An 18,556-nucleotide genomic window follows, 5' to 3' on the forward strand; every position below is an offset into this window, starting at 1 on the left:
TGAATGCGGAGTATCCGAACATGCCAAAGATGAAGACTAAAAGTGGTGCTGCTAAGCGGTTTCTGAAAACTGCTAACGGTATCAAGCACAAGCACGCTTTCAAGAGCCACATCCTGACCAAAATGTCGACCAAGCGTAAGCGTCAACTGCGCGGTAGCAGCTTGCTGCATCCGTCTGACGTGGCAAAAGTCGAGCGCATGCTGCGCCTTCGTTAATTTTTGGATCAAGAATAGAGGAAGTAACTCATGGCTCGTGTAAAGCGTGGCGTCATTGCCCGTAAACGTCACAAAAAAATTCTGAAACTCGCTAAAGGCTACTACGGCGCGCGTTCACGCGTATTCCGTGTTGCCAAGCAAGCGGTAATCAAGGCAGGCCAATACGCCTACCGCGACCGTCGTCAGAAAAAACGTCAGTTCCGCGCTCTGTGGATCGCTCGTATCAACGCTGGTGCACGTGTTAACGGTCTGTCCTACAGCCGTTTCATCGCTGGCCTGAAAAAAGCGTCCATCGAAATCGACCGTAAGGTTCTGGCTGAACTGGCCGTGAACGAAAAAGCGGTGTTTGCTGCGATTGTCGAGAAAGCTAAAGCCACCTTGGCTTAAGTACCCCCGACAGTCACCCTGGGCTGCGCCTGTAGCCCAAGGTGGTAAACGTCATAAATAGGGGAAGAGCCTTCAAGCTCTTCCCCTATTTTGTATCTGGAGTCTGTACATGGAAAACCTGGACGCGCTCGTCGCTCAAGCTCTTGAGGCTGTGCAAAGCGCTGAAGATATCAATGCCCTGGAGCAAATCCGGGTTCACTACCTTGGCAAAAAGGGTGAATTGACTCAGGTGATGAAGACCCTGGGAAATTTGCCGGCTGAAGAGCGCCCGCAAGTCGGTGCGCTGATCAACGTTGCCAAGGAGCGTGTCACAGAGGTGCTCAATGCGCGCAAGGCGACCATGGAGGAGGCCGATCTCGCGGCCAAACTCGCCGCCGAGTCCATTGACGTTACCTTGCCTGGCCGTGGCCAGGCCTCGGGCGGTCTGCATCCGATCACCCGGACTCTGGAACGTATCGAGCAGTTCTTCACCCACATCGGCTACGGCATTGCCGAAGGCCCTGAGGTCGAAGACGACTATCACAACTTCGAGGCGCTCAACATCCCAGGCCATCACCCGGCCCGGTCGATGCACGACACCTTCTATTTCAATGCAAACATGCTGTTGCGTACCCATACCTCCCCGGTACAGGTCCGCACCATGGAAGCGAACAAGCCGCCGATCCGCATTGTCTGCCCAGGCCGTGTGTACCGCAGCGACTCAGATATCACCCACTCGCCGATGTTCCACCAGGTCGAAGGCCTGTTGGTTGATCGCGACATCAACTTCGCCGACCTCAAGGGCACCATCGAAGAGTTCCTGCGAGTGTTCTTCGAGAAAGAGCTGGCGGTGCGTTTCCGTCCATCATTCTTCCCGTTCACCGAGCCATCCGCAGAAGTCGACATGGAATGCGTGATGTGCAGCGGTAAAGGCTGCCGCGTCTGCAAGCAGACTGGCTGGCTGGAAGTGATGGGCTGCGGCATGGTTCACCCCAATGTGCTGCGCATGTCCGGGATTGATCCGGAAGAGTTCTCGGGCTTTGCCTTCGGCATGGGCGTTGAGCGTCTGGCCATGCTGCGTTACGGCGTGAACGACTTGCGTCTGTTCTTCGACAACGACTTGCGGTTCCTCGCGCAATTTCGCTAGTCGTAACGAATCTTTAGGAGAGCAGGATGAAATTCAGTGAACAATGGCTGCGCGGCTGGGTAAGCCCGCAGGTAGATCGCGATGCGCTGGTTGCGCGTCTGTCGATGGCCGGTCTTGAGGTCGATAGCGTTACGCCGGCCGCCGGTGTTTTCAGTGGCGTGGTGGTGGGCGAAGTGCTGAGCACCGAGCAACACCCCGATGCTGACAAATTGCGTGTGTGCCAGGTCAGCAATGGCGCACAAACGTTCCAGGTCGTGTGCGGAGCGCCCAACGTGCGCCCGGGTCTGAAGATCCCGTTCGCCATGATCGGCGCCGAACTGCCGGGCGACTTCAAGATCAAGAAAGCCAAGCTGCGTGGCGTCGAGTCCAACGGCATGCTGTGCTCCCAGGCGGAGCTGCAAGTAGGCGAGGGCAACGATGGGCTGATGGAACTGCCGGGCGATGCGCCAGTGGGCCAGGACATTCGCGTCTACCTGGAGCTGGAAGACGCCAGCATCGAGGTTGATCTGACTCCGAACCGTGGCGACTGCCTGTCCCTGGCTGGCCTGGCACGTGAAGTGGGCGCGCTGTACAACGCTCCCGTGACGCGTCCAGTGGTGGCCGCAATGGCTGCTGTGCATGATGAAGTACGTCCGATCGAAGTACTGGCGCCAAGCGCTTGCCCGCGTTACCTGGGGCGTGTGATCCGCAACGTCGACCTGTCCAGGCCAACCCCGCTGTGGATGGTTGAGCGCCTGCGTCGCGCCGACGTGCGCAGCATCGACGCGGCCGTCGACATCACCAACTACGTGATGCTTGAACTGGGCCAACCGCTGCACGCTTTCGATCTCGCTGAAATCAATGGCGGCATCCGCGTGCGCATGGCCGAAGAAGGCGAGAAGCTGGTTCTGCTCGACGGCCAGGAAGTCAGCCTGCGCGCCGACACCCTGGTGATCGCTGACCATTCCCGCGCCCTGGCGATTGCCGGTGTGATGGGGGGCGAGCACAGCGGTGTGTCCGCGACCACGCGCGATGTCTTCCTTGAAAGCGCGTTCTTCGACCAGATTGCCATCGCTGGCAAGGCCCGCTCCTACGGCCTGCATACCGATGCTTCGCATCGCTATGAGCGTGGTGTGGACTGGAAGCTCGCCCGTGAAGCCATGGAGCGCGCAACTGGCCTGCTGCTGGAAATCACCGGTGGCGAAGCTGGCCCGATCACTGAAACCGTCAACGAACAGTACCTGCCGTCCGTTGCGCCAATTACCCTGCGCGCCAAAAGTGTCGAGCAAATGCTTGGCCTGGTCATCGCACCGGCTGAAATCGAGCAATTGTTGTCGGCCCTCGGGCTGAACATTTCTGCGGGTGGGGAAGGGCAGTGGCGTGTTGAAGTGCCAAGCCACCGCTTCGATATCAGCCTGGAAGTCGATCTGATCGAAGAGTTGGCTCGCCTGTACGGTTACAACCGCCTGCCGGTTCGTTACCCGCAAGCGCGCCTGGCACCGCAACCCAAGGCAGAAGCACGTGCGCACTTGCCTGAGCTGCGTCGCCTGCTGGTTGCTCGTGGCTATCAGGAAGCGGTGACCTACAGCTTCATCGATCCCAAGCAGTTCGAGCTGTTCAATCCGGGCGTCGAGCCGCTGCTGCTGGCCAACCCGATCTCCAACGACATGGCCGCCATGCGTTCATCCCTGTGGCCAGGCCTGGTGAAAGCCCTTTCCCATAACCTGAACCGTCAGCAAGACCGCGTGCGCATGTTTGAAAGCGGCCTGCGGTTTGTCGGTCAACTCGACGGCCTGAAGCAAGAGCCGATGCTGGCCGGTGTTGTTTGCGGCAGCCGCTTGCCGGAAGGCTGGGCGCAAGGCCGGGATGCCGTGGACTTCTTCGACGTTAAAGCGGACGTGGAAGCGGTACTGGGTTTTGCCGGTGCACTGGACGACTTCACATTTGTGCCAGGCAACCACCCGGCGCTGCACCCAGGTCAGACTGCGCGTATCGAGCGCGAAGGTCGCCTGGTGGGCTTCGTCGGCGCCATCCACCCGGAACTGTCGAAAACCCTTGGGCTCGACCGCCCGGTCTTCGTCTTCGAACTGGTCCTGGCTGAAGTGGCCTCGGGCAAGATGCCTAAATTCAGCGAGTTGTCGCGCTTCCCTGAAGTGCGTCGTGACCTGGCCCTGATCGCCGATCGTGAAGTCGCCGCTACTGCTGTTCTGGATGTAATCCGTGAAAATGCAGGGGAATGGCTGACAGACCTCAGGCTATTTGACGTCTATCAGGGTAAAGGCATTGATCCGCATAGAAAAAGCCTTGCAGTTGGCTTGACCTGGCAGCATCCATCGCGCACTCTTAATGACGATGAGGTGAATGCCACGACACAAAATATCCTCACCTCGCTCGAACAAAGGTTGAACGCCACGTTAAGGAAGTGACGTATGGGGGCTTTGACGAAAGCTGAGATGGCGGAACGTCTGTACGAAGAGTTGGGTCTGAACAAGCGCGAGGCCAAGGAATTGGTCGAGCTGTTTTTTGAAGAGATCAGACACGCTCTGGAAGACAACGAACAGGTCAAATTGTCCGGTTTCGGCAATTTTGACCTGCGGGACAAACGCCAGCGGCCTGGCCGCAATCCAAAAACGGGAGAAGAAATCCCGATCACGGCTCGCCGTGTGGTCACCTTTCGTCCAGGGCAGAAGTTGAAGGCCCGAGTTGAGGCTTATGCTGGAACCAAGTCATAACGACGAGCTACCCGTCATCCCAGGCAAACGCTACTTCACCATTGGTGAAGTCAGCGAGCTCTGTGCGGTAAAACCGCACGTGCTGCGCTATTGGGAGCAGGAGTTTCCTCAACTCAACCCCGTGAAACGCACTGGGAACCGTCGGTATTATCAGCGCCAGGATGTGCTGATGATCCGACAGATCCGTGCATTGCTGTATGACCAGGGTTTCACCATCAGCGGCGCGCGCCAGCGTATGTCCGGTGATGAAGCCAAAGACGACACCACCCAGTACAAGCAACTGATCCGCCAGATGATCTCCGAACTGGAAGATGTGCTGGTGGTTTTGAAGAAATGATTCAGGCTTTTAAAATACTTCCACATTTCAAAAGCTTGCGGTATATTCCTGATCGCTTCGTTGCGGAGCGAACCCAGTAACACGCCTAGTCGGGGCGTAGCGCAGTCCGGTAGCGCACTAGCATGGGGTGCTAGGGGTCGAGTGTTCGAATCACTCCGTCCCGACCATATAATTCAATGACTTAGCCCAATCTGGAAAGGTTGGGCTTTTTCATGCCTGAAAAATACCACCGCTTTTTCTCACGCTCATATTCCCCCTTTCATCTTCGCCCCCGAAAACCAAAAAACTCGATGGTAATCATCGGATTTTTGCGGTTTTTCCAAAATGACTGTTGACCATAATCGTGGCTTCTTAACGGGAGGTATGTGCTGATGTCGAACGTAGAAAGCTACACAGCTACCGCAAAGTGGTTGCACTGGGGAATGGCGTTGATCTGGATGGTCGCCTGGCTTGTCGGGATCGTGGCGGTTCATTGGCGTGACGAATTCAACCCTCAGCACCAGCTCACCTTTCTCCATAAGGCGATGGCCAGCGTGCTTCTATTCCTTATCGTCCTGCGCGTTGTCTGGCGTCTTACCCATCCTTCCCCCGCCATGCCCGCGACAATGAGCCCACTGATGAAGCGGGGCGCTTTCGCTGGCCATCTGTTGCTGTACTGCATCGCGCTGGTGGGGCTGCCGATGTCCGGCTGGTATTGGAGTTCGGTCGCAGATAAACCCATCCTGGTCGCCGGTTTGTTCTTGCTGCCGACACTCGTGGAGCCTGATCAAAGCCTGTACGACCTGGCGAAGTCGATTCACACCTACACCGCCTGGCTATGCGGAGTACTTGTAGGTGGACACGTGATCGTGGCCCTGAAACATCACTTTATTGACAAAGACAGGGTGCTCGCGGGCATGCTGCCCGGGCGTGCGACTGATGCACCAAGCTGATCGCAGCGATTGACCGTTCAGGTTTCGGAACGGCTCGCACGATAGGGCCTGACGCTGATGCATGCTCTAGAGGGGCTCGGGGCAGTGTTTTCATCAGGCTCAACATGCGCTGAGTGCCAATTGTCTACATCACCGCATAGGTGCTCTGGTACGGCGTTTCTTTACAAAAAAGGATACATAGGCGCGCAATCAAAACGTCTGCCCCATGGAGAACTGAAACACCTGCTTGTCCGCGTTCTCCGGCGTGCGAATCGGATACGCCAAGTTCACACTCAGCGGCCCCAGCGGGCTGTACCAGGTCACCCCAACTCCCACCGAACTGGCCATCTGGCCCAGGTCCACGCTGCCGCAGCCCTGGGTCGTGCTGAGGTAGCACTTGTCCGAATACACCGTCCCTACGTCCCAGAACAACGAGGTTCGCACGGATTTGTTGTCTTTGATGAACGGCACCGGGAACAGGTACTCCGCGCCGCCGGTTATCAGGATATTGCCGCCCAGCGACTCGGTGTCCCGGTCCGAGTAGTACGCCTGCCCGGCACTGGCGTAGGCACCGGTTGCCGGGGTGTTGCGCGGGCCGAGGGTGCCGCTTTCAAAGCCGCGCACCGTGCCTTCGCCGCCGGCAGTGTAGGTTTCATAGAAGGGCAGCCCGTCCGTGGAGCCGTAGCCGCTGCCGTAGCCGAGCTTGGTGTGAAAGCGCAGTGATGTGTTGTTGCTGACAGGCAGGAACGTCTGCCCCGTGTAGTCGATTTTGTAGAAACTCAGGTCGCTGCCGGGCACCGTCACCATCAGGTTGAGGTTTTGCGAATGCCCGCGAGTCGCCAGCACGCCTTTGTTCAAGGTCGATTCCGACCAGCCAAGGTTGGCCTTGAAGTTGGTGAATTCCTTGCCTTCGCGCTCGATAAAGTCGTAGATCTCGTCGGCGCTGTAGGTGCCCGGTTCGATGCTGTCGTGTTGCGCCGTCAGGCCAAAGTTCAAGCGCGAGGTTTCATTGATCGGGTAACCGAGGGTGGCGCCCAAGCCAAAACTATTGATGGCGTAATAGGAAACCCCGTCATCGTAGTACTTGTTGTAGTCGGTCTTGCTGTAGAACGCGTTGTAACCCAGGCTCACCCCGTCGGTGGTGAAGTAGGGATCGGTGAAGCCGATGTTGTACTTGCTCTGGTAGGACGAGCGGGTCAGCCCCAGGCTGGCGTAGTTGCCGGTGCCGAGGAAATTGTTCTGGGTGATCGAGCCGCCGAGGATCAGGCCCGAACTCTGGGCAAAGCCGACACTGGCGGTAATCGAACCGGACGCCTGTTCTTCCACGGCGTAGTTCACATCCAGCTGGTCGTCGATGCCCGCCACCGCAGGCGTCTCGACGTTCACCGCCTTGAAGAACCCCAGGCGCTCCAGGCGCACCTTGGACTGGTCGATCAGGTACGTCGACGCCCAGCCACCTTCCATCTGGCGCATTTCCCGCCGCAGCACCTTGTCGTCGGTCTTGGTATTGCCACGGAAGTTGATACGGTTGACGTAGGCCCGCTTACCGGGGTCGACGGAGAACGTGACGTCAACCGTGTGGTCTTCATCGTGGGCCTGCGGCACGCCGTTGACGTTGGCGAACGTGTAGCCTTCATTGCCCAGGCGACGGGTAATCAGCTCCGAGGTGGTGGTCATCAGTTTGCGTGAGAACACCTGGCCCTTCTGCACCAGCAGCAAGGACTGGACCTGGTCCTGCGGGACTTTCAGCTCACCACTGAGCTTCACCTCCCGCACCGTGTATTTCTGGCCTTCCTGGATGTTCACGGTGATGTAGACGTGCTTTTTGTCCGGCGTCATCGAGACCTGGGTCGAGGTGATATCCATGTTGATATAGCCACGGTCCAGGTAATAGGAACGCAAGCGTTCAAGGTCGCCCGACAGCTTCTCCCGTGCGTATTTGTCGTCGTTCTTGAAAAACGACAGCCAGTTGCTGGTCTTGAGGGTGAACTGGTCGATCAGGGCATCGTCGGGGAACACCGTGTTACCCACTACGTTGATGTGCTGGATCGACGCCACTTCACCTTCGTCGATCTTGATTTTCAAGCCCACGCGGTTACGCGGCTGAGCCACCACCTGCGCGTCGACCGACGCCGAGTAACGGCCCTGGGCAACGTACTGGCGCTGCAACTCGTTGCGTATCCCTTCCAGGGTGGCGCGTTGGAAAATTTCGCCCTCGGCAAGGCCCGATTGCTTCATGCCTTTCATCAGGTCATCGGTGGCAATCGCCTTGTTGCCCTCGAACTCGATACTGGCAACCGAAGGACGCTCGACTACATTGATGATCAACACATCGCCTTCGCGGCTCAGTTGGATGTCCTGGAAGTAACCGGTCTTGAACAGCGCGCGGGTCGAGTCCACCAGGCGCCGGTCATCCGCTTCGTCGCCGACGTTCAGGGGTAATGCCCCGAACACGCTGCCCGCAGAGACCCGTTGCAGGCCGTTGATTCGAATATCCGAGATTTTGAAGCCTTGGGCGAGTGCCAGTGAGGCATTGAGCAGCAGCGCAACCGAGCAGAGCAGGCGCGAAAAATTCATCAAGATCTTTTCCAGAACACATCGACAAGCAGCGCCGGCACGCATGGACAACTCGCCGCGCGGCCGGACTGGTGAACATCCAGCATACGAGCGAGGGGCGTTTGGTGCGGTTAACCGAATGTCAAGTTAGGTAAAGTTTGGCCTGGGATGCCGATGCCGGGCCGATAATGCGCAACCCCCCACCGACGAGCCCGAGATGATCCGCGTACTGTTGGTCGACGACGACCAGGAACTGACTGACATGCTGAGCCAATACCTCGCGCGCGAAGGCTTTGAGGCCACGGCCGTGCACACGGGGGAGGAGGGCGAGGTGGAGGCGCTGTCGGGGCGCTACAGCATTGTGGTGCTGGACGTCATGCTGCCCCAGCGCTCGGGCATCGAGGTGCTCCGGCGCATCCGCGTCGTCAGCCAGGTACCCGTAGTGCTGCTCACCGCCCGTGGCGACAACATCGACCGCATCACCGGCCTGGAACTCGGCGCCGATGATTACGTGCCCAAGCCCAGCTCCCCCGGCGAACTGGTCGCGCGCCTGCGCGCCATCATGCGCAGGGTGCAGCCGGTGGGCCAGCCGACCACCGAAGTGATCACGACCGGCGCGCTGGTGTTGTGGCCCGGCAAGCGCCAGGCCCTGTGGAACGGCCTCGAGCTGGGCGTGACCAGCACTGAGTTCAGCCTGCTGGAAGAGCTGGCCCGCAGTGCCGGCCAGGTAGTGAGTAAAAAGGATCTGTCACTCAATGCCCTCGGTTGCCCGCTGACCCGCTACGACCGGCGCATCGACGTGCATATCAGCAGCATCCGGCAAAAACTCGGGCCGCGCCCGGACGCCAAGGCCTGGATCCAGAGCGTACGTGGCCTCGGCTATTTGTTGATTGCCGAATGACCCGGCCCAGCCTGCTGTTCTGGAAACTGTTCCTGGCCTTCTGGCTGGCGACCACCTTGACCTTCCTGGTGGGCGTCGGCGTGCTTGAACTGGGCCGTTTCCAGCCGAATGACCCGCATGTGGAAGCCATGCTGGCGGCCGAAGACAAGCTGTTGCAAACGTTCGGTGTCGAGGCGGGCGGCCAGCTCCTGGCGGTGTGGGAGCGCCCGGCGGATGAGGCCATCGGCGTCTACAACAGTGCCGGGCAATTGCTGATAGGTGGGCCGGTGACGCAGCCGGCCTATGAGCGAGCGGTCGTCAGCAAGGAAGGCCTGGCGCTGTCGATCAGGTCGACCCACGCGCCCGGTAACCCGCCCGGCCGGCCCTGGCACCAGATTCCGCTGATCATCGGCACGTTGATGAGTGCGCTGTTCAGCGGCTACATGGCCTATTACCTGGCCTGGCCCCTGGCTTACCTGAAGCGCGCCATGAGCGATGCAGCCCACGGACGCTTCGAAACCCGGGTCAAGCCGGCCATGGGCAAGCGTCGCGACGAGATCGTCGACCTGGCGGAAGACTGCGATCGCATGGCCAACCAGTTGAAGGTGCTGGTGGAGGCCCAGCAGCAGTTGCTGCACGACATCTCCCATGAACTGCGCTCCCCGCTGACGCGCATGCAGGCGGCCATCGGCCTGTTGCGCCAGGACGCCGCCCGCCTGGAAATGCTCGAACGCATCGAGCGCGAATCCGAGCGCATGGACACCCTGATCGAGGCGTTGCTGACCCTGGCCCGCCTGCAAGGCCGTCCGGAAAGTATCGAGCGCGAGCCCGTGGATATTGTCGAATTGCTGGCGATGATCGTTGAAGATGCGCAGTTCGAAGCCGGCATCAAAGGCTGTCGCGTGCACCTGCAGGCGTGCCCGCCGTTTATCGCCTGCGTCAGCGGTGAGTTGTTGTACCGCTGCTTCGAGAACGTGATCCGCAATGCCGTACGCTACACCCGGCCGGACACCACCGTGTGCGTGTCGGCGCAGGTCAACCACGATGCGAACCGCCTCACGGTACAGATCACCGACCAGGGGCCGGGCGTCGACAATGACCGGCTGCACAGCATTTTCCAGCCGTTCGAACGTGGTGTGGGCGATGCCAGCGTGGGGTTTGGCCTGGGGCTGGCCATTGCTGCGAGGGCCGTCCAGATGCACGGCGGCCACATCCTCGCGCGCAACGAGCCGGGCGGTGGGCTGACAGTGGAGATCACCCTGCACAGCGCGCGATCTTTACACGACATTACATTGGCTTGACCGCCCTGTACGTCGCGCCTCATTAGACTTATCGCCATTGATTGAGTGGAGGTGGCGATGTTTCAGGTGCATAAAAAGGGCTTCGTGCCCGGCAGGAAAATGGTCGACGGCCTGGTCCCTTACGACTTCTTTTGCGAAGACAGCCCGGCGATCAATCTGTTTGTGTTCACCGGCGCCGCTACGCCGGGCGCCACCGTCGAAGAACAGACCCTGTGGGGCTTCACGCGGTTGGAACGTTTCGAGGCGATGAGCCACGCGTTGGTGAGCAACCAGCGGCATGCCGGCTGGTTTCAGAGCGTCAATGTGCTCACCGGGCCTAACCAGAACGGCACGCAAAGCGTGAAGTTCCAGCGCGTGCTGAAAATCATCAAGCACGCCAGTCCGGCCCGCAAGGCCGACTACGAGATCCTCACCGACGAAGGCGACACCTATTTCACCCGCCAGGCGGTCGGCGAAAACAGCGCGCAAACCGTCATCTATTCGGCCGAGCCATAACGCCAACGGTGGGGTGGATTCGCCTCAAGCAAAAGCATCTCGCCCACGTCCTGCTTGTTACTTCCACCCACCAATGGGGCATCTTCTGCGCCATTGGGTAGCAAATTCCCACGCGACGTTTCAACGCCAGCGCCAGCTTTTTCCCTTCTATCCGATCTGAATCAATCACTTGGCTCCTGTTCCAGGCCGTTGGCACGCATCCTGCTTTTTTGCATCCGTGGATAATTGGATACAAAAATTCAAAAGGTGCTGCCGATGCAATTCGCTCCCGCTTACGTTGACCGCCAGCCCCTCACCGCCGAGGAGGAGGCCTACAACTTTCTGCTCGATGCCATTTGCGGCGGCCGCTACCGCAAGGGTGACCGGCTGATCGCCGAAGACATCGCCAGCGAGATCGGCATGAGCCGCATGCCGGTGCGCGAAGCCTTTCGCCGCCTGGACGCCCAGGGCCTGGTGACCCTGCGGCCCAACCGTGGCGCAGTCGTCAGCGGTCTGGATATCGATGAACTGCACGAAGTGTTCGAGATGCGCAGCGCCCTCGAAGGCCTGGCGGTGCGCGTGGCCGTCGGCCGTATCGGTGAGCGTCAACTGGCGGCCCTGGAGCGCATGCTCGATGAGATGGACGACTACCGTGACGAAGGCGCCGCGTGGGTCAGTCGGCACCGCGCGTTCCATGAATACCTGTGCAGCCTCAGCGGCCGCCCGCGCCTGATGAAGCAGATTTCGGCGCTGTACTCGCTGGTCGAGGCGCCTATGCGCTTGTGGCTGCAGCACGGTGAAAAACCCCTCAGCGCCCGCCAGGAACACGCAGTGATCCTCGATGCGATCCGTGCCGGTGACGCCGCCCGCGCCGAAGCCGTGGTGCGCGAACACATCGAAGGCACCGTGCCGGCACTGATCCAGTTCCTGCAAACCGAACAATAAGAAACACCCGCTGTGTTTTGACTTTAGTCCTGCCCCGTTATTCAACGAACTGGAGTGTCTGGTCATGCATAAATGCCGCGCCTTGTTGGTGGCTGTCTCCTTCGGTCTCTGTGCACAAGGGGCCTTTGCTGCGCCTCAAGTGCCGGATCGTCTGCAAAAAGTCGACAAACTGGTCTATTGCTCGGGGATGGATTCCCCGCCCCTGGTGTCCTTCGACGAAGCCCAGAAACCCCGCGGGCTGACCGTCGACCTGGGCCTGGAAATCGCCAGGCGCCTGGGCGACAAGCAAGTGCAATGGCGGGTGATCCCGTTCTCTGGCCTGGTGCCGGCGCTGCTCGCCCAGCAGTGCGACATGATCGTCGACCAGCTGTTCGACAAACCCGAGCGGCGCCAGGTGATCGACATCGTCAACTACATGTATTCCAGCCAGTCGGTGGTGGTGCCCAAGGGCAACCCCAAGGGTATCAAGGCGCTGGATGACCTGTCCGGGCACAAGGTCGCGGTGCTCAACGGCTCAACCATCAAGACCCTGCTCGATGCCCACAATGAAAGCCTGGCCAAGGCCGGCAAGCCACCGATGAAACTGGTGGTCTACAACACCGACACCGACGCGTTCCAGGCCCTGCGCATCAGTCAGGTCGACGCCTACGGCACCACCGTGGAAACCGCCGGTTACTACGCCGCAATGGCCCCGGACCTGTTCCAGGAAGGCGTGCCGGCGTTCAGCCGCATCCTCACCGGCCTGGGCATACGCAAGGACGACCCGCAACTGACCGCCGCCGTGCAGCAGGTGATCAGCGATATGCGCAGCGATGGCAGCTATGTGCAGTTGCTGAACAAATGGCATGTCAGCAGCGACACACTCGACTGAGGTTCTACAACAATGAATTTCAATTGGGATGTGTTCTGGCAGTACCTGCTGCAGCCCAGTGGGGTTTACCTCACGGGGCTGTGGCTGACCTGCCTGATCAGCGTACTGGCGATGCTGCTGGGCTGCGCGCTGGGGCTGGCGGCGGCGTTGTTGCGCTTGTCGAAGAACCCGCTGTTGCATCTGCCGGTGCGTTTTTACGTGTGGCTGATGCGCGGCACGCCCTTGCTGGTACAGATCGTGTTTCTGTACACGGCGCTGGCGGCGGGCGGGATTTTCCGCTTCGAAGATATCGAATTGTTCGGCCTGATCGTCCCCGGCAATATCCAGGCGGCGATCATTGCCCTGGGCCTCAACGAAGGTGCCTATATGGCCGAGATCATCCGTGCCGGCATCGGCGCGGTGGACAAGGGCCAATATGAAGCCGGGCGCTCCCTGGGCATGGGCTTCGCCAAGTTGATGCGGCGCATCGTGCTGCCCCAGGCGTTCCGGGTGATCGTGCCGCCGCTGGGCAATGAGTTCAACGTGATGCTCAAGAACACCACCCTGGTCAGTGTGATAGGTGTGCAGGAACTGCTGCTCAGCACCCAGATGATCACCTCGGCCACCTTCCGGGTGTTCGAGCTGTACCTGGTGGTTGCCTTGTACTTCCTGACGCTGACCACGCTCTGGGGCTTTTTCCAGCGCTGGCTCGAAACCCGCTTCAGCCAGTCCGACCGGCCTTCCGCGCCACCACCGGCAGCCAGCCGCATGTTCGGGCGCAGCACCCTGAAACTGCTGAGGGGACGATAACCATGGCGCACCAAAGTGAAGAGCTGATCATTGAGGCACTGGATATTCAGAAGTCGTTCGGCGAGTTGCAGATCCTCAAGGGTATCTCGCTGCAAGTACGGCGCGGCGAAGTGGTGGTGCTGATCGGCGCCTCGGGCTCGGGCAAGACCACCTTTATCCGCTGCATCAACCTGCTGGAAGACATCCAGGGCGGGCGCATCCGCGTCAACGGCCGCGCCATGGGCTATCGCGAGCGCAGCGACGGCAGCCTGGTGCGTGATTCGGAGCGCAACATCGCCCGCCAGCGCCGCGACATCGGCATGGTGTTCCAGCGTTTCAACCTGTTCCCGCACATGACGGCGCTGGAAAACATCATCGAAGCGCCGATCCAGGTCCTCGGCACACCACGTGCCGAAGCGCTGGAACAGGCCCGTGGCCTGTTGGCGCGGGTCGGCCTGGCGGACAAGGCCAGCCACTACCCGTCGATGCTCTCCGGCGGCCAGCAGCAACGGGTCGCCATCGCCCGCGCCCTGGCGATGAAACCCCAGGCCATGCTGTTCGACGAACCCACCAGCGCCCTCGACCCGGAAACCGTCGGCGAAGTGCTGCAGGTGATGAAAGAGCTGGCCGAGGAGGGCATGACCATGGTGGTGGTCACCCATGAAATGGGCTTTGCCCGTGAAGTGGCGGACCGCGTGGTGGTTCTCGACCAGGGCGAACTCATCGAACAAGGGCCGCCGGAACAGATCTTCAGCCACCCCAGTCATCCCCGGACCCGGGCGTTTCTCAGCCGTGTGTTATGACTTTTTTTGAAGAGCCTCTGCCATGTTGAAATTTTCTGCTCACGAGTATCCCTATCCGTCGCAGCGCCAGAGCGTATTTGCCCGCCGTGGCATGGTCGCGGCGTCCCAGCCCCTGGCCGCCCAGGCCGGTATCGAGATCATGCAAAAGGGCGGTAACGCCATCGACGCGGCCATCGCCACGGCGGCCGCGCTCACGGTGGTGGAGCCCACCGGCTGCGGCCTGGGCGGCGATGCGTTTGCCCAGGTGTGGTGCAAGGGCCAGTTGCATGGCCTGAACGGCAACGGCCACGCCCCGGGCGCCTTGAGTGTCGAGGCGGTCAAGGCTGCCGGGCACGATCGGATGCCGCTGTACGGCTGGACCCCGGTGACCGTGCCCGGCTGCCCGTCGGCCTGGGCGGAGCTGTCGCAACGCTTCGGCAAGCTGGCGTTTGCCGAGTTGCTGCAACCGGCCATCCGCCTGGCCCGCGAGGGTTTCCCGCTGTCACCGGTGGTTGCCCACCAATGGCAGATCTCCTTGAACGAATTCAGCCCGCATCGCGATGAAGTGCTGCAAGCCTGGTTCGACACGTTCCTCATCGATGGGCGCGCACCCCAAGCGGGCGAGATCTTCCGCAACCCGGCCCAGGCGCGGACCCTGGAAGAACTCGCCGCCAGCCGTTGCGAAAGCCTGTATCGCGGTGCCCTGGCCGCACGCCTGGACGCCCACTCACGGGCCACCGGGGGATACCTGCGCGCCAGTGATCTCAAGGACTACCGCGCACAGTGGGTGGACCCGATCCACATCAATTATCGCGGTGTCGACGTCTGGGAAATTCCGCCGAGCGGCCAGGGCCTGGTGGCGCTGATGGCGCTGAACATCCTCGAAGGCTTCACCTTCGATCACCGCGACAGCCAACAGACCTGGCACCGCCAGCTCGAGGCCATGAAGCTCGCCTACAGCGACGGCCTGCACTACATCACCGACCCGCTGCACATGCGCGTGGCAGTGGCCGACCTGCTCAGCGACGACTACAGCGCGCGCCGTCGCAGCCAGATCGGCGAGCAGGCACAGGCGCCCAAGCCCGGTGACCCGCACGCCAGCGGCACGGTGTACCTGGCCACGGCGGACGCCGAAGGCAATATGGTCTCGTTCATCCAGAGCAACTACCACGGCTTCGGCTCCGGCGTGGTACTGCCCGACAGCGGCATTGCGTTGCAGAACCGTGGGCAGGAATTCAGCCTCGACCCGAGCCACGCCAACTGCCTGGCGGCGGGCAAGAAAACCTTCCACACCATCATCCCCGGTTTCCTCACCAAGGACGGCCAGGCCCTGGGCCCGTTCGGCGTGATGGGCGGCTATATGCAGCCCCAGGGTCACGTACAGATGGTGATGAACCTGGTGGACTTCGGCCTCAACCCCCAGGCCGCACTGGATGCACCGCGCTGGCAATGGCTGGGCGACATGAAGGTCGGCATCGAGCAGGGCGCCTCCCGCGACCTGGCCAATGCCCTGGCCCGGCGTGGTCACCAGGTGCAGATCGCCAGCGACCTCACCGACTACGGCCGTGGGCAGATCATCCTGCGCGACCCGGTCAGCGGCGTGCTGTGCGGCGGCACCGAACCGCGTGCGGATTCGCATATCGCGGTATGGTAACCAGGGCAGGGCATGGCGTCGCCATTGCCCTGCCATTTTGAAAAAAGTTGGTCGAAGCCTGTCCCCTTTTTTCACCTCGCCTGTCATTCCAGGCAAGTGAACAAAATCGAGAGCTTCTTCCAATGCCCGCAGTCCACCCCTTGCGCTTGCGCCCGTTGCTCAAACTGAGCCTGATGCTGAGCCTCAGCGCCAGCCCCTTGTTCGTCCCCGTCAGCTATGCCGAAGACAGCGCCGCGCGCCGCAGCTACCAGGTGCCGGCCGGCAGCCTGAGTGCGGCGTTGACCCGTTTTGCCGGGCTGTCGGGGGTCAACCTGTCGGTGGACCCGGCGCTGGTCAGCGGGCGCAGCAGCAGCGGTTTATCCGGCGAATATGGCGTGGAAGAAGGGTTTGCCCGCTTGCTGCAAGGCTCCGGCCTGCAATTGCAGCCCATGGGTGAGCAAGCCTACATGCTGGTGCCGGTGCCGGAGGGCGGCAGCCTGGAGCTGGCGCCCACGTCGATTCTCGGTACCACCGGCCTGTACGACGGCGACACCTACGCCGGTGGCCAGGTGGCGCGGCGTGGCTCGCAAGGCCTGCTGGGCACCCGGGACTTCATGGAAACCCCGTTCAGCATGACCACCTACACCCAGGACGCGGTGAAAAACCAGCAGGCGCGCACCCTCGGCGACCTGATCGCCAGCGACCCGTCGGTACGCGCCACCAACCCGGCCGGCGGGCGGTATGAGCAGTTCACCATTCGCGGCTTCAGCCTGTTCAACAGTGATGTGTCGTACAACGGCCTTTACGGCGTGCTGCCGACCTACACCATCGACATGGAGATGGCCGACCGCGTCGACATCTTCAAAGGCCCCACCCAGTTGATCAACGGCATCTCGCCGCGCGGCAGCGTGGGCGGCGGGATCAACGTGGTGCCCAAGCGCGCCACCGACAAGGACATCACCTCGTTCACCGGCACCTGGGCCTCCGACAGCCAGGCCGGTGGCGCCGTGGATGTGGGCCGACGCTTTGGTGAGGACAACAAGTTCGGCCTGCGCTTCAACGGCGTGAAGCAGTCCGGCGATACCGAATGGGACCACCAGAGCGTCGACCGTGAGATGGCCGTGCTGGGCCTGGATTTTCGTGGCGAGCGCCTGCGCCTTTCCACCGATATCGGCCGCACCGAGCGTGACACCGATGCGCCGCAGGAGCGCGTGCAAGTCGCGGCTGCCGCGCCGGTGCCCAGTGCCAACGATGTGCGCCGCAACTATGCGCAGTCCTGGAGCAAGGCCCGCACCAAGGACACCTTCGGTACGCTGAATGCCGAATATGACCTCAGCGATTCGGTGATGCTCTACGGCGGTGTGGGCGCGCGCAAAAGCAACCACGAGTTCCTGCGCCATGCTGTTTCGGTGGCCAATGCGGCCGGTGATTTCACCGTGCAGCCTCGGGACTTCACCCGCGATGAAAACGTCCGTACCGCCACGGCCGGCGTGCGTAACTGGTTCCACACCGGGCCGGTGAGCCATGAGGTCAACCTGGCCGCCAGCTACTTCTATATGGACTTCACCAACGGCGGTGCGCGTTATGCCAACGCATCGAGCAATCTCTACAACCCCGTGCAAACCCCGACGCCGTCGGTGGCCACGCGCCAGGATGCGAAGGTTTATACCGAGAACAAGTTCAGTGGCGTGGCCTTGTCCGACACGCTGGGTTTCTTCGATGACCGCCTATTGCTCACCCTCGGTGCGCGCTGGCAGCGCGTGATCGTGGACGACTGGAGCGACGGCATCAAAGGCGACACCAACTACGACGAAGAAAAGATCTCGCCTTCGGGCGGCCTGCTGTTCAAAGCCACCGACAAGCTGTCGCTGTACGCCAACTACATGGAAGGGTTGAGCCAGGGCAAGATCGCCCCGTCCACGTCGCGCAACGAAGACCAGATCTTCCCGCCGTTTATCAGCCGCCAGGTGGAAGTGGGCGCCAAGTACGACGCCGGCGCCTTCGCCGTGACCGCCGCGGTGTTCCGCATCAAGCAACCGGCCTACGAGACCAACGCCACGTCGCGGCTGTTCGGTCCCAATGGCAAACGCCAGAACACCGGTGCGGAGCTGAGCGTGTTCGGTGAACCCCTCAAGGGCGTGCGCCTGCTCGGCGGCGTGATGTACATCGACAGTAAATTGAAGGACACCACCAATGGCGCCTGGGACGGCAACCGCGCGCCGGCCACGCCCAAGTACAACGTCAACCTCGGTGCCGAGTGGGACGTACCGACCCTCCAAGGCCTGACCCTGACCAGCCGGGGCATCCACTCCAGTTCTCAATACCTGGACCAGTCCAACGTCAAGGAAATCGACGCCTGGAACCGCATCGACGTCGGCGCCCGCTACGCGTTCAAGGTCGATGACAAGCACATCACCCTGCGGGCGAACGTGGAGAACGTCGCCGACAAGCGCTACTGGAGTTCGGCCGGCGCGTCGGATGACAGCGAGCCGGGGCTGACCCTGTCGACCCCTCGCACCTACCTGCTGTCTGCCACCGTCGACTTCTAGACGCGGATTAAAAAGGTGGGAGGGGGCTTGCCGCAATGCCAGTCAGTTAAGGAGGAACACTGTAACTGTGGTGAGCGGGCTTGCCCCGCGTTGGGCTGCGCAGCAGCCCC

17 protein-coding genes and 1 tRNA gene are annotated in these 18,556 nt (G+C 61.1%); 17 read left to right on the plus strand and 1 reads right to left on the minus strand.

From position 1 onward, the window contains the following. The first annotated feature begins 20 nt into the window (after positions 1–20). The 8 genes from rpmI (at position 21) to AC07OT_RS29960 (ending at position 5,708) form a co-directional block, all read left to right on the plus strand. Positions 21–215, plus strand: a complete 195-nt coding sequence (rpmI, locus tag AC07OT_RS29925; protein ID WP_002553160.1) for a 50S ribosomal protein L35 — start codon at positions 21–23, stop codon at positions 213–215. Between the two features lie 30 nt (positions 216–245). Continuing rightward, entirely contained in the window at positions 246–602 is a 357-nt protein-coding gene (gene rplT, locus AC07OT_RS29930) for a 50S ribosomal protein L20 (RefSeq protein WP_003174975.1), read from the plus strand. Between the two features lie 109 nt (positions 603–711). Continuing rightward, the gene (gene pheS, locus AC07OT_RS29935; RefSeq protein WP_017737822.1) at positions 712–1,728 is read left to right on the plus strand and encodes a phenylalanine--tRNA ligase subunit alpha; all 1,017 of its coding nucleotides are present in this window, start codon (positions 712–714) and stop codon (positions 1,726–1,728) included. A 26-nt stretch (positions 1,729–1,754) separates the two neighbouring features. Next, the gene (pheT, locus tag AC07OT_RS29940) at positions 1,755–4,133 is read left to right on the plus strand and encodes a phenylalanine--tRNA ligase subunit beta (RefSeq protein WP_495109776.1); all 2,379 of its coding nucleotides are present in this window, start codon (positions 1,755–1,757) and stop codon (positions 4,131–4,133) included. A 3-nt stretch (positions 4,134–4,136) separates the two neighbouring features. Next, positions 4,137–4,439, plus strand: a complete 303-nt coding sequence (ihfA, locus tag AC07OT_RS29945) for an integration host factor subunit alpha (RefSeq protein WP_002553164.1) — start codon at positions 4,137–4,139, stop codon at positions 4,437–4,439. Continuing rightward, positions 4,420–4,776, plus strand: a complete 357-nt coding sequence (locus AC07OT_RS29950) for a MerR family transcriptional regulator (protein WP_003174972.1) — start codon at positions 4,420–4,422, stop codon at positions 4,774–4,776. The genes ihfA and AC07OT_RS29950 overlap by 20 nt, the downstream gene beginning before the upstream one ends. Positions 4,777–4,866: 90 nt before the next feature. Continuing rightward, positions 4,867–4,943, plus strand: a tRNA-Pro gene (locus AC07OT_RS29955). Between the two features lie 204 nt (positions 4,944–5,147). Continuing rightward, positions 5,148–5,708 (plus strand): cytochrome b, encoded by a 561-nt coding sequence (locus AC07OT_RS29960; protein WP_495103187.1) that lies wholly within the window; start codon positions 5,148–5,150, stop codon positions 5,706–5,708. 189 nt (positions 5,709–5,897) lie between these two features. Here AC07OT_RS29960 and bamA read toward each other — a convergent pair whose 3' ends face one another. Continuing rightward, entirely contained in the window at positions 5,898–8,264 is a 2,367-nt protein-coding gene (gene bamA, locus AC07OT_RS29965) for an outer membrane protein assembly factor BamA (RefSeq protein WP_495109777.1), read from the minus strand. A gap of 196 nt (positions 8,265–8,460) precedes the next feature. On the opposite strand from bamA, the gene AC07OT_RS29970 reads away from it, so the two are divergent. From AC07OT_RS29970 to AC07OT_RS30010, 9 genes are all read left to right on the plus strand, one after another. Continuing rightward, positions 8,461–9,144, plus strand: a complete 684-nt coding sequence (locus AC07OT_RS29970; RefSeq protein ID WP_065940329.1) for a response regulator transcription factor — start codon at positions 8,461–8,463, stop codon at positions 9,142–9,144. Continuing rightward, complete coding sequence (locus AC07OT_RS29975; protein ID WP_495109778.1) at positions 9,141–10,424, plus strand: HAMP domain-containing sensor histidine kinase; 1,284 nt, start codon at positions 9,141–9,143, stop codon at positions 10,422–10,424. Before AC07OT_RS29970 ends, AC07OT_RS29975 begins: the two co-directional genes overlap by 4 nt. Positions 10,425–10,481: 57 nt before the next feature. Next, positions 10,482–10,919, plus strand: a complete 438-nt coding sequence (locus AC07OT_RS29980; protein WP_495109779.1) for a hypothetical protein — start codon at positions 10,482–10,484, stop codon at positions 10,917–10,919. A gap of 255 nt (positions 10,920–11,174) precedes the next feature. Next, positions 11,175–11,843: a GntR family transcriptional regulator gene (locus AC07OT_RS29985; RefSeq protein WP_065927276.1), complete on the plus strand. Its 669-nt coding sequence runs from the start codon at positions 11,175–11,177 to the stop codon at positions 11,841–11,843. 64 nt (positions 11,844–11,907) lie between these two features. Further along, the gene (locus AC07OT_RS29990) at positions 11,908–12,714 is read left to right on the plus strand and encodes an ABC transporter substrate-binding protein (RefSeq protein ID WP_495103189.1); all 807 of its coding nucleotides are present in this window, start codon (positions 11,908–11,910) and stop codon (positions 12,712–12,714) included. A 12-nt stretch (positions 12,715–12,726) separates the two neighbouring features. Further along, entirely contained in the window at positions 12,727–13,503 is a 777-nt protein-coding gene (locus tag AC07OT_RS29995; RefSeq protein WP_015884889.1) for an amino acid ABC transporter permease, read from the plus strand. Between the two features lie 2 nt (positions 13,504–13,505). Next, on the plus strand, positions 13,506–14,285 hold the full coding sequence (locus AC07OT_RS30000) for an amino acid ABC transporter ATP-binding protein (RefSeq protein WP_053129053.1): 780 nt from the start codon (positions 13,506–13,508) through the stop codon (positions 14,283–14,285). Between the two features lie 22 nt (positions 14,286–14,307). Then, positions 14,308–15,918, plus strand: coding sequence for a gamma-glutamyltransferase family protein (locus tag AC07OT_RS30005; protein ID WP_495109780.1), 1,611 nt, complete (start codon positions 14,308–14,310; stop codon positions 15,916–15,918). A 122-nt stretch (positions 15,919–16,040) separates the two neighbouring features. Continuing rightward, positions 16,041–18,446 (plus strand): TonB-dependent siderophore receptor, encoded by a 2,406-nt coding sequence (locus AC07OT_RS30010; protein ID WP_495109781.1) that lies wholly within the window; start codon positions 16,041–16,043, stop codon positions 18,444–18,446. The last annotated feature ends 110 nt before the right edge of the window (positions 18,447–18,556 follow it).

The organism is Pseudomonas sp. GW821-FHT09C10 (assembly GCF_059418085.1).

What these genes read in the sequence shown, in the direction of transcription:
- rpmI (WP_002553160.1), top strand. Translation starts at nt 21, where the DNA reads ATGCCAAAGATGAAGACTAAAAGTGGTGCTGCTAAGCGGTTTCTGAAA.
- rplT (WP_003174975.1), top strand. Translation starts at nt 246, where the DNA reads ATGGCTCGTGTAAAGCGTGGCGTCATTGCCCGTAAACGTCACAAAAAA.
- pheS (WP_017737822.1), top strand. Translation starts at nt 712, where the DNA reads ATGGAAAACCTGGACGCGCTCGTCGCTCAAGCTCTTGAGGCTGTGCAA.
- pheT (WP_495109776.1), top strand. Translation starts at nt 1,755, where the DNA reads ATGAAATTCAGTGAACAATGGCTGCGCGGCTGGGTAAGCCCGCAGGTA.
- ihfA (WP_002553164.1), top strand. Translation starts at nt 4,137, where the DNA reads ATGGGGGCTTTGACGAAAGCTGAGATGGCGGAACGTCTGTACGAAGAG.
- AC07OT_RS29950 (WP_003174972.1), top strand. Translation starts at nt 4,420, where the DNA reads ATGCTGGAACCAAGTCATAACGACGAGCTACCCGTCATCCCAGGCAAA.
- AC07OT_RS29960 (WP_495103187.1), top strand. Translation starts at nt 5,148, where the DNA reads ATGTCGAACGTAGAAAGCTACACAGCTACCGCAAAGTGGTTGCACTGG.
- bamA (WP_495109777.1), bottom strand. Translation starts at nt 8,264, where the DNA reads ATGAATTTTTCGCGCCTGCTCTGCTCGGTTGCGCTGCTGCTCAATGCC.
- AC07OT_RS29970 (WP_065940329.1), top strand. Translation starts at nt 8,461, where the DNA reads ATGATCCGCGTACTGTTGGTCGACGACGACCAGGAACTGACTGACATG.
- AC07OT_RS29975 (WP_495109778.1), top strand. Translation starts at nt 9,141, where the DNA reads ATGACCCGGCCCAGCCTGCTGTTCTGGAAACTGTTCCTGGCCTTCTGG.
- AC07OT_RS29980 (WP_495109779.1), top strand. Translation starts at nt 10,482, where the DNA reads ATGTTTCAGGTGCATAAAAAGGGCTTCGTGCCCGGCAGGAAAATGGTC.
- AC07OT_RS29985 (WP_065927276.1), top strand. Translation starts at nt 11,175, where the DNA reads ATGCAATTCGCTCCCGCTTACGTTGACCGCCAGCCCCTCACCGCCGAG.
- AC07OT_RS29990 (WP_495103189.1), top strand. Translation starts at nt 11,908, where the DNA reads ATGCATAAATGCCGCGCCTTGTTGGTGGCTGTCTCCTTCGGTCTCTGT.
- AC07OT_RS29995 (WP_015884889.1), top strand. Translation starts at nt 12,727, where the DNA reads ATGAATTTCAATTGGGATGTGTTCTGGCAGTACCTGCTGCAGCCCAGT.
- AC07OT_RS30000 (WP_053129053.1), top strand. Translation starts at nt 13,506, where the DNA reads ATGGCGCACCAAAGTGAAGAGCTGATCATTGAGGCACTGGATATTCAG.
- AC07OT_RS30005 (WP_495109780.1), top strand. Translation starts at nt 14,308, where the DNA reads ATGTTGAAATTTTCTGCTCACGAGTATCCCTATCCGTCGCAGCGCCAG.
- AC07OT_RS30010 (WP_495109781.1), top strand. Translation starts at nt 16,041, where the DNA reads ATGCCCGCAGTCCACCCCTTGCGCTTGCGCCCGTTGCTCAAACTGAGC.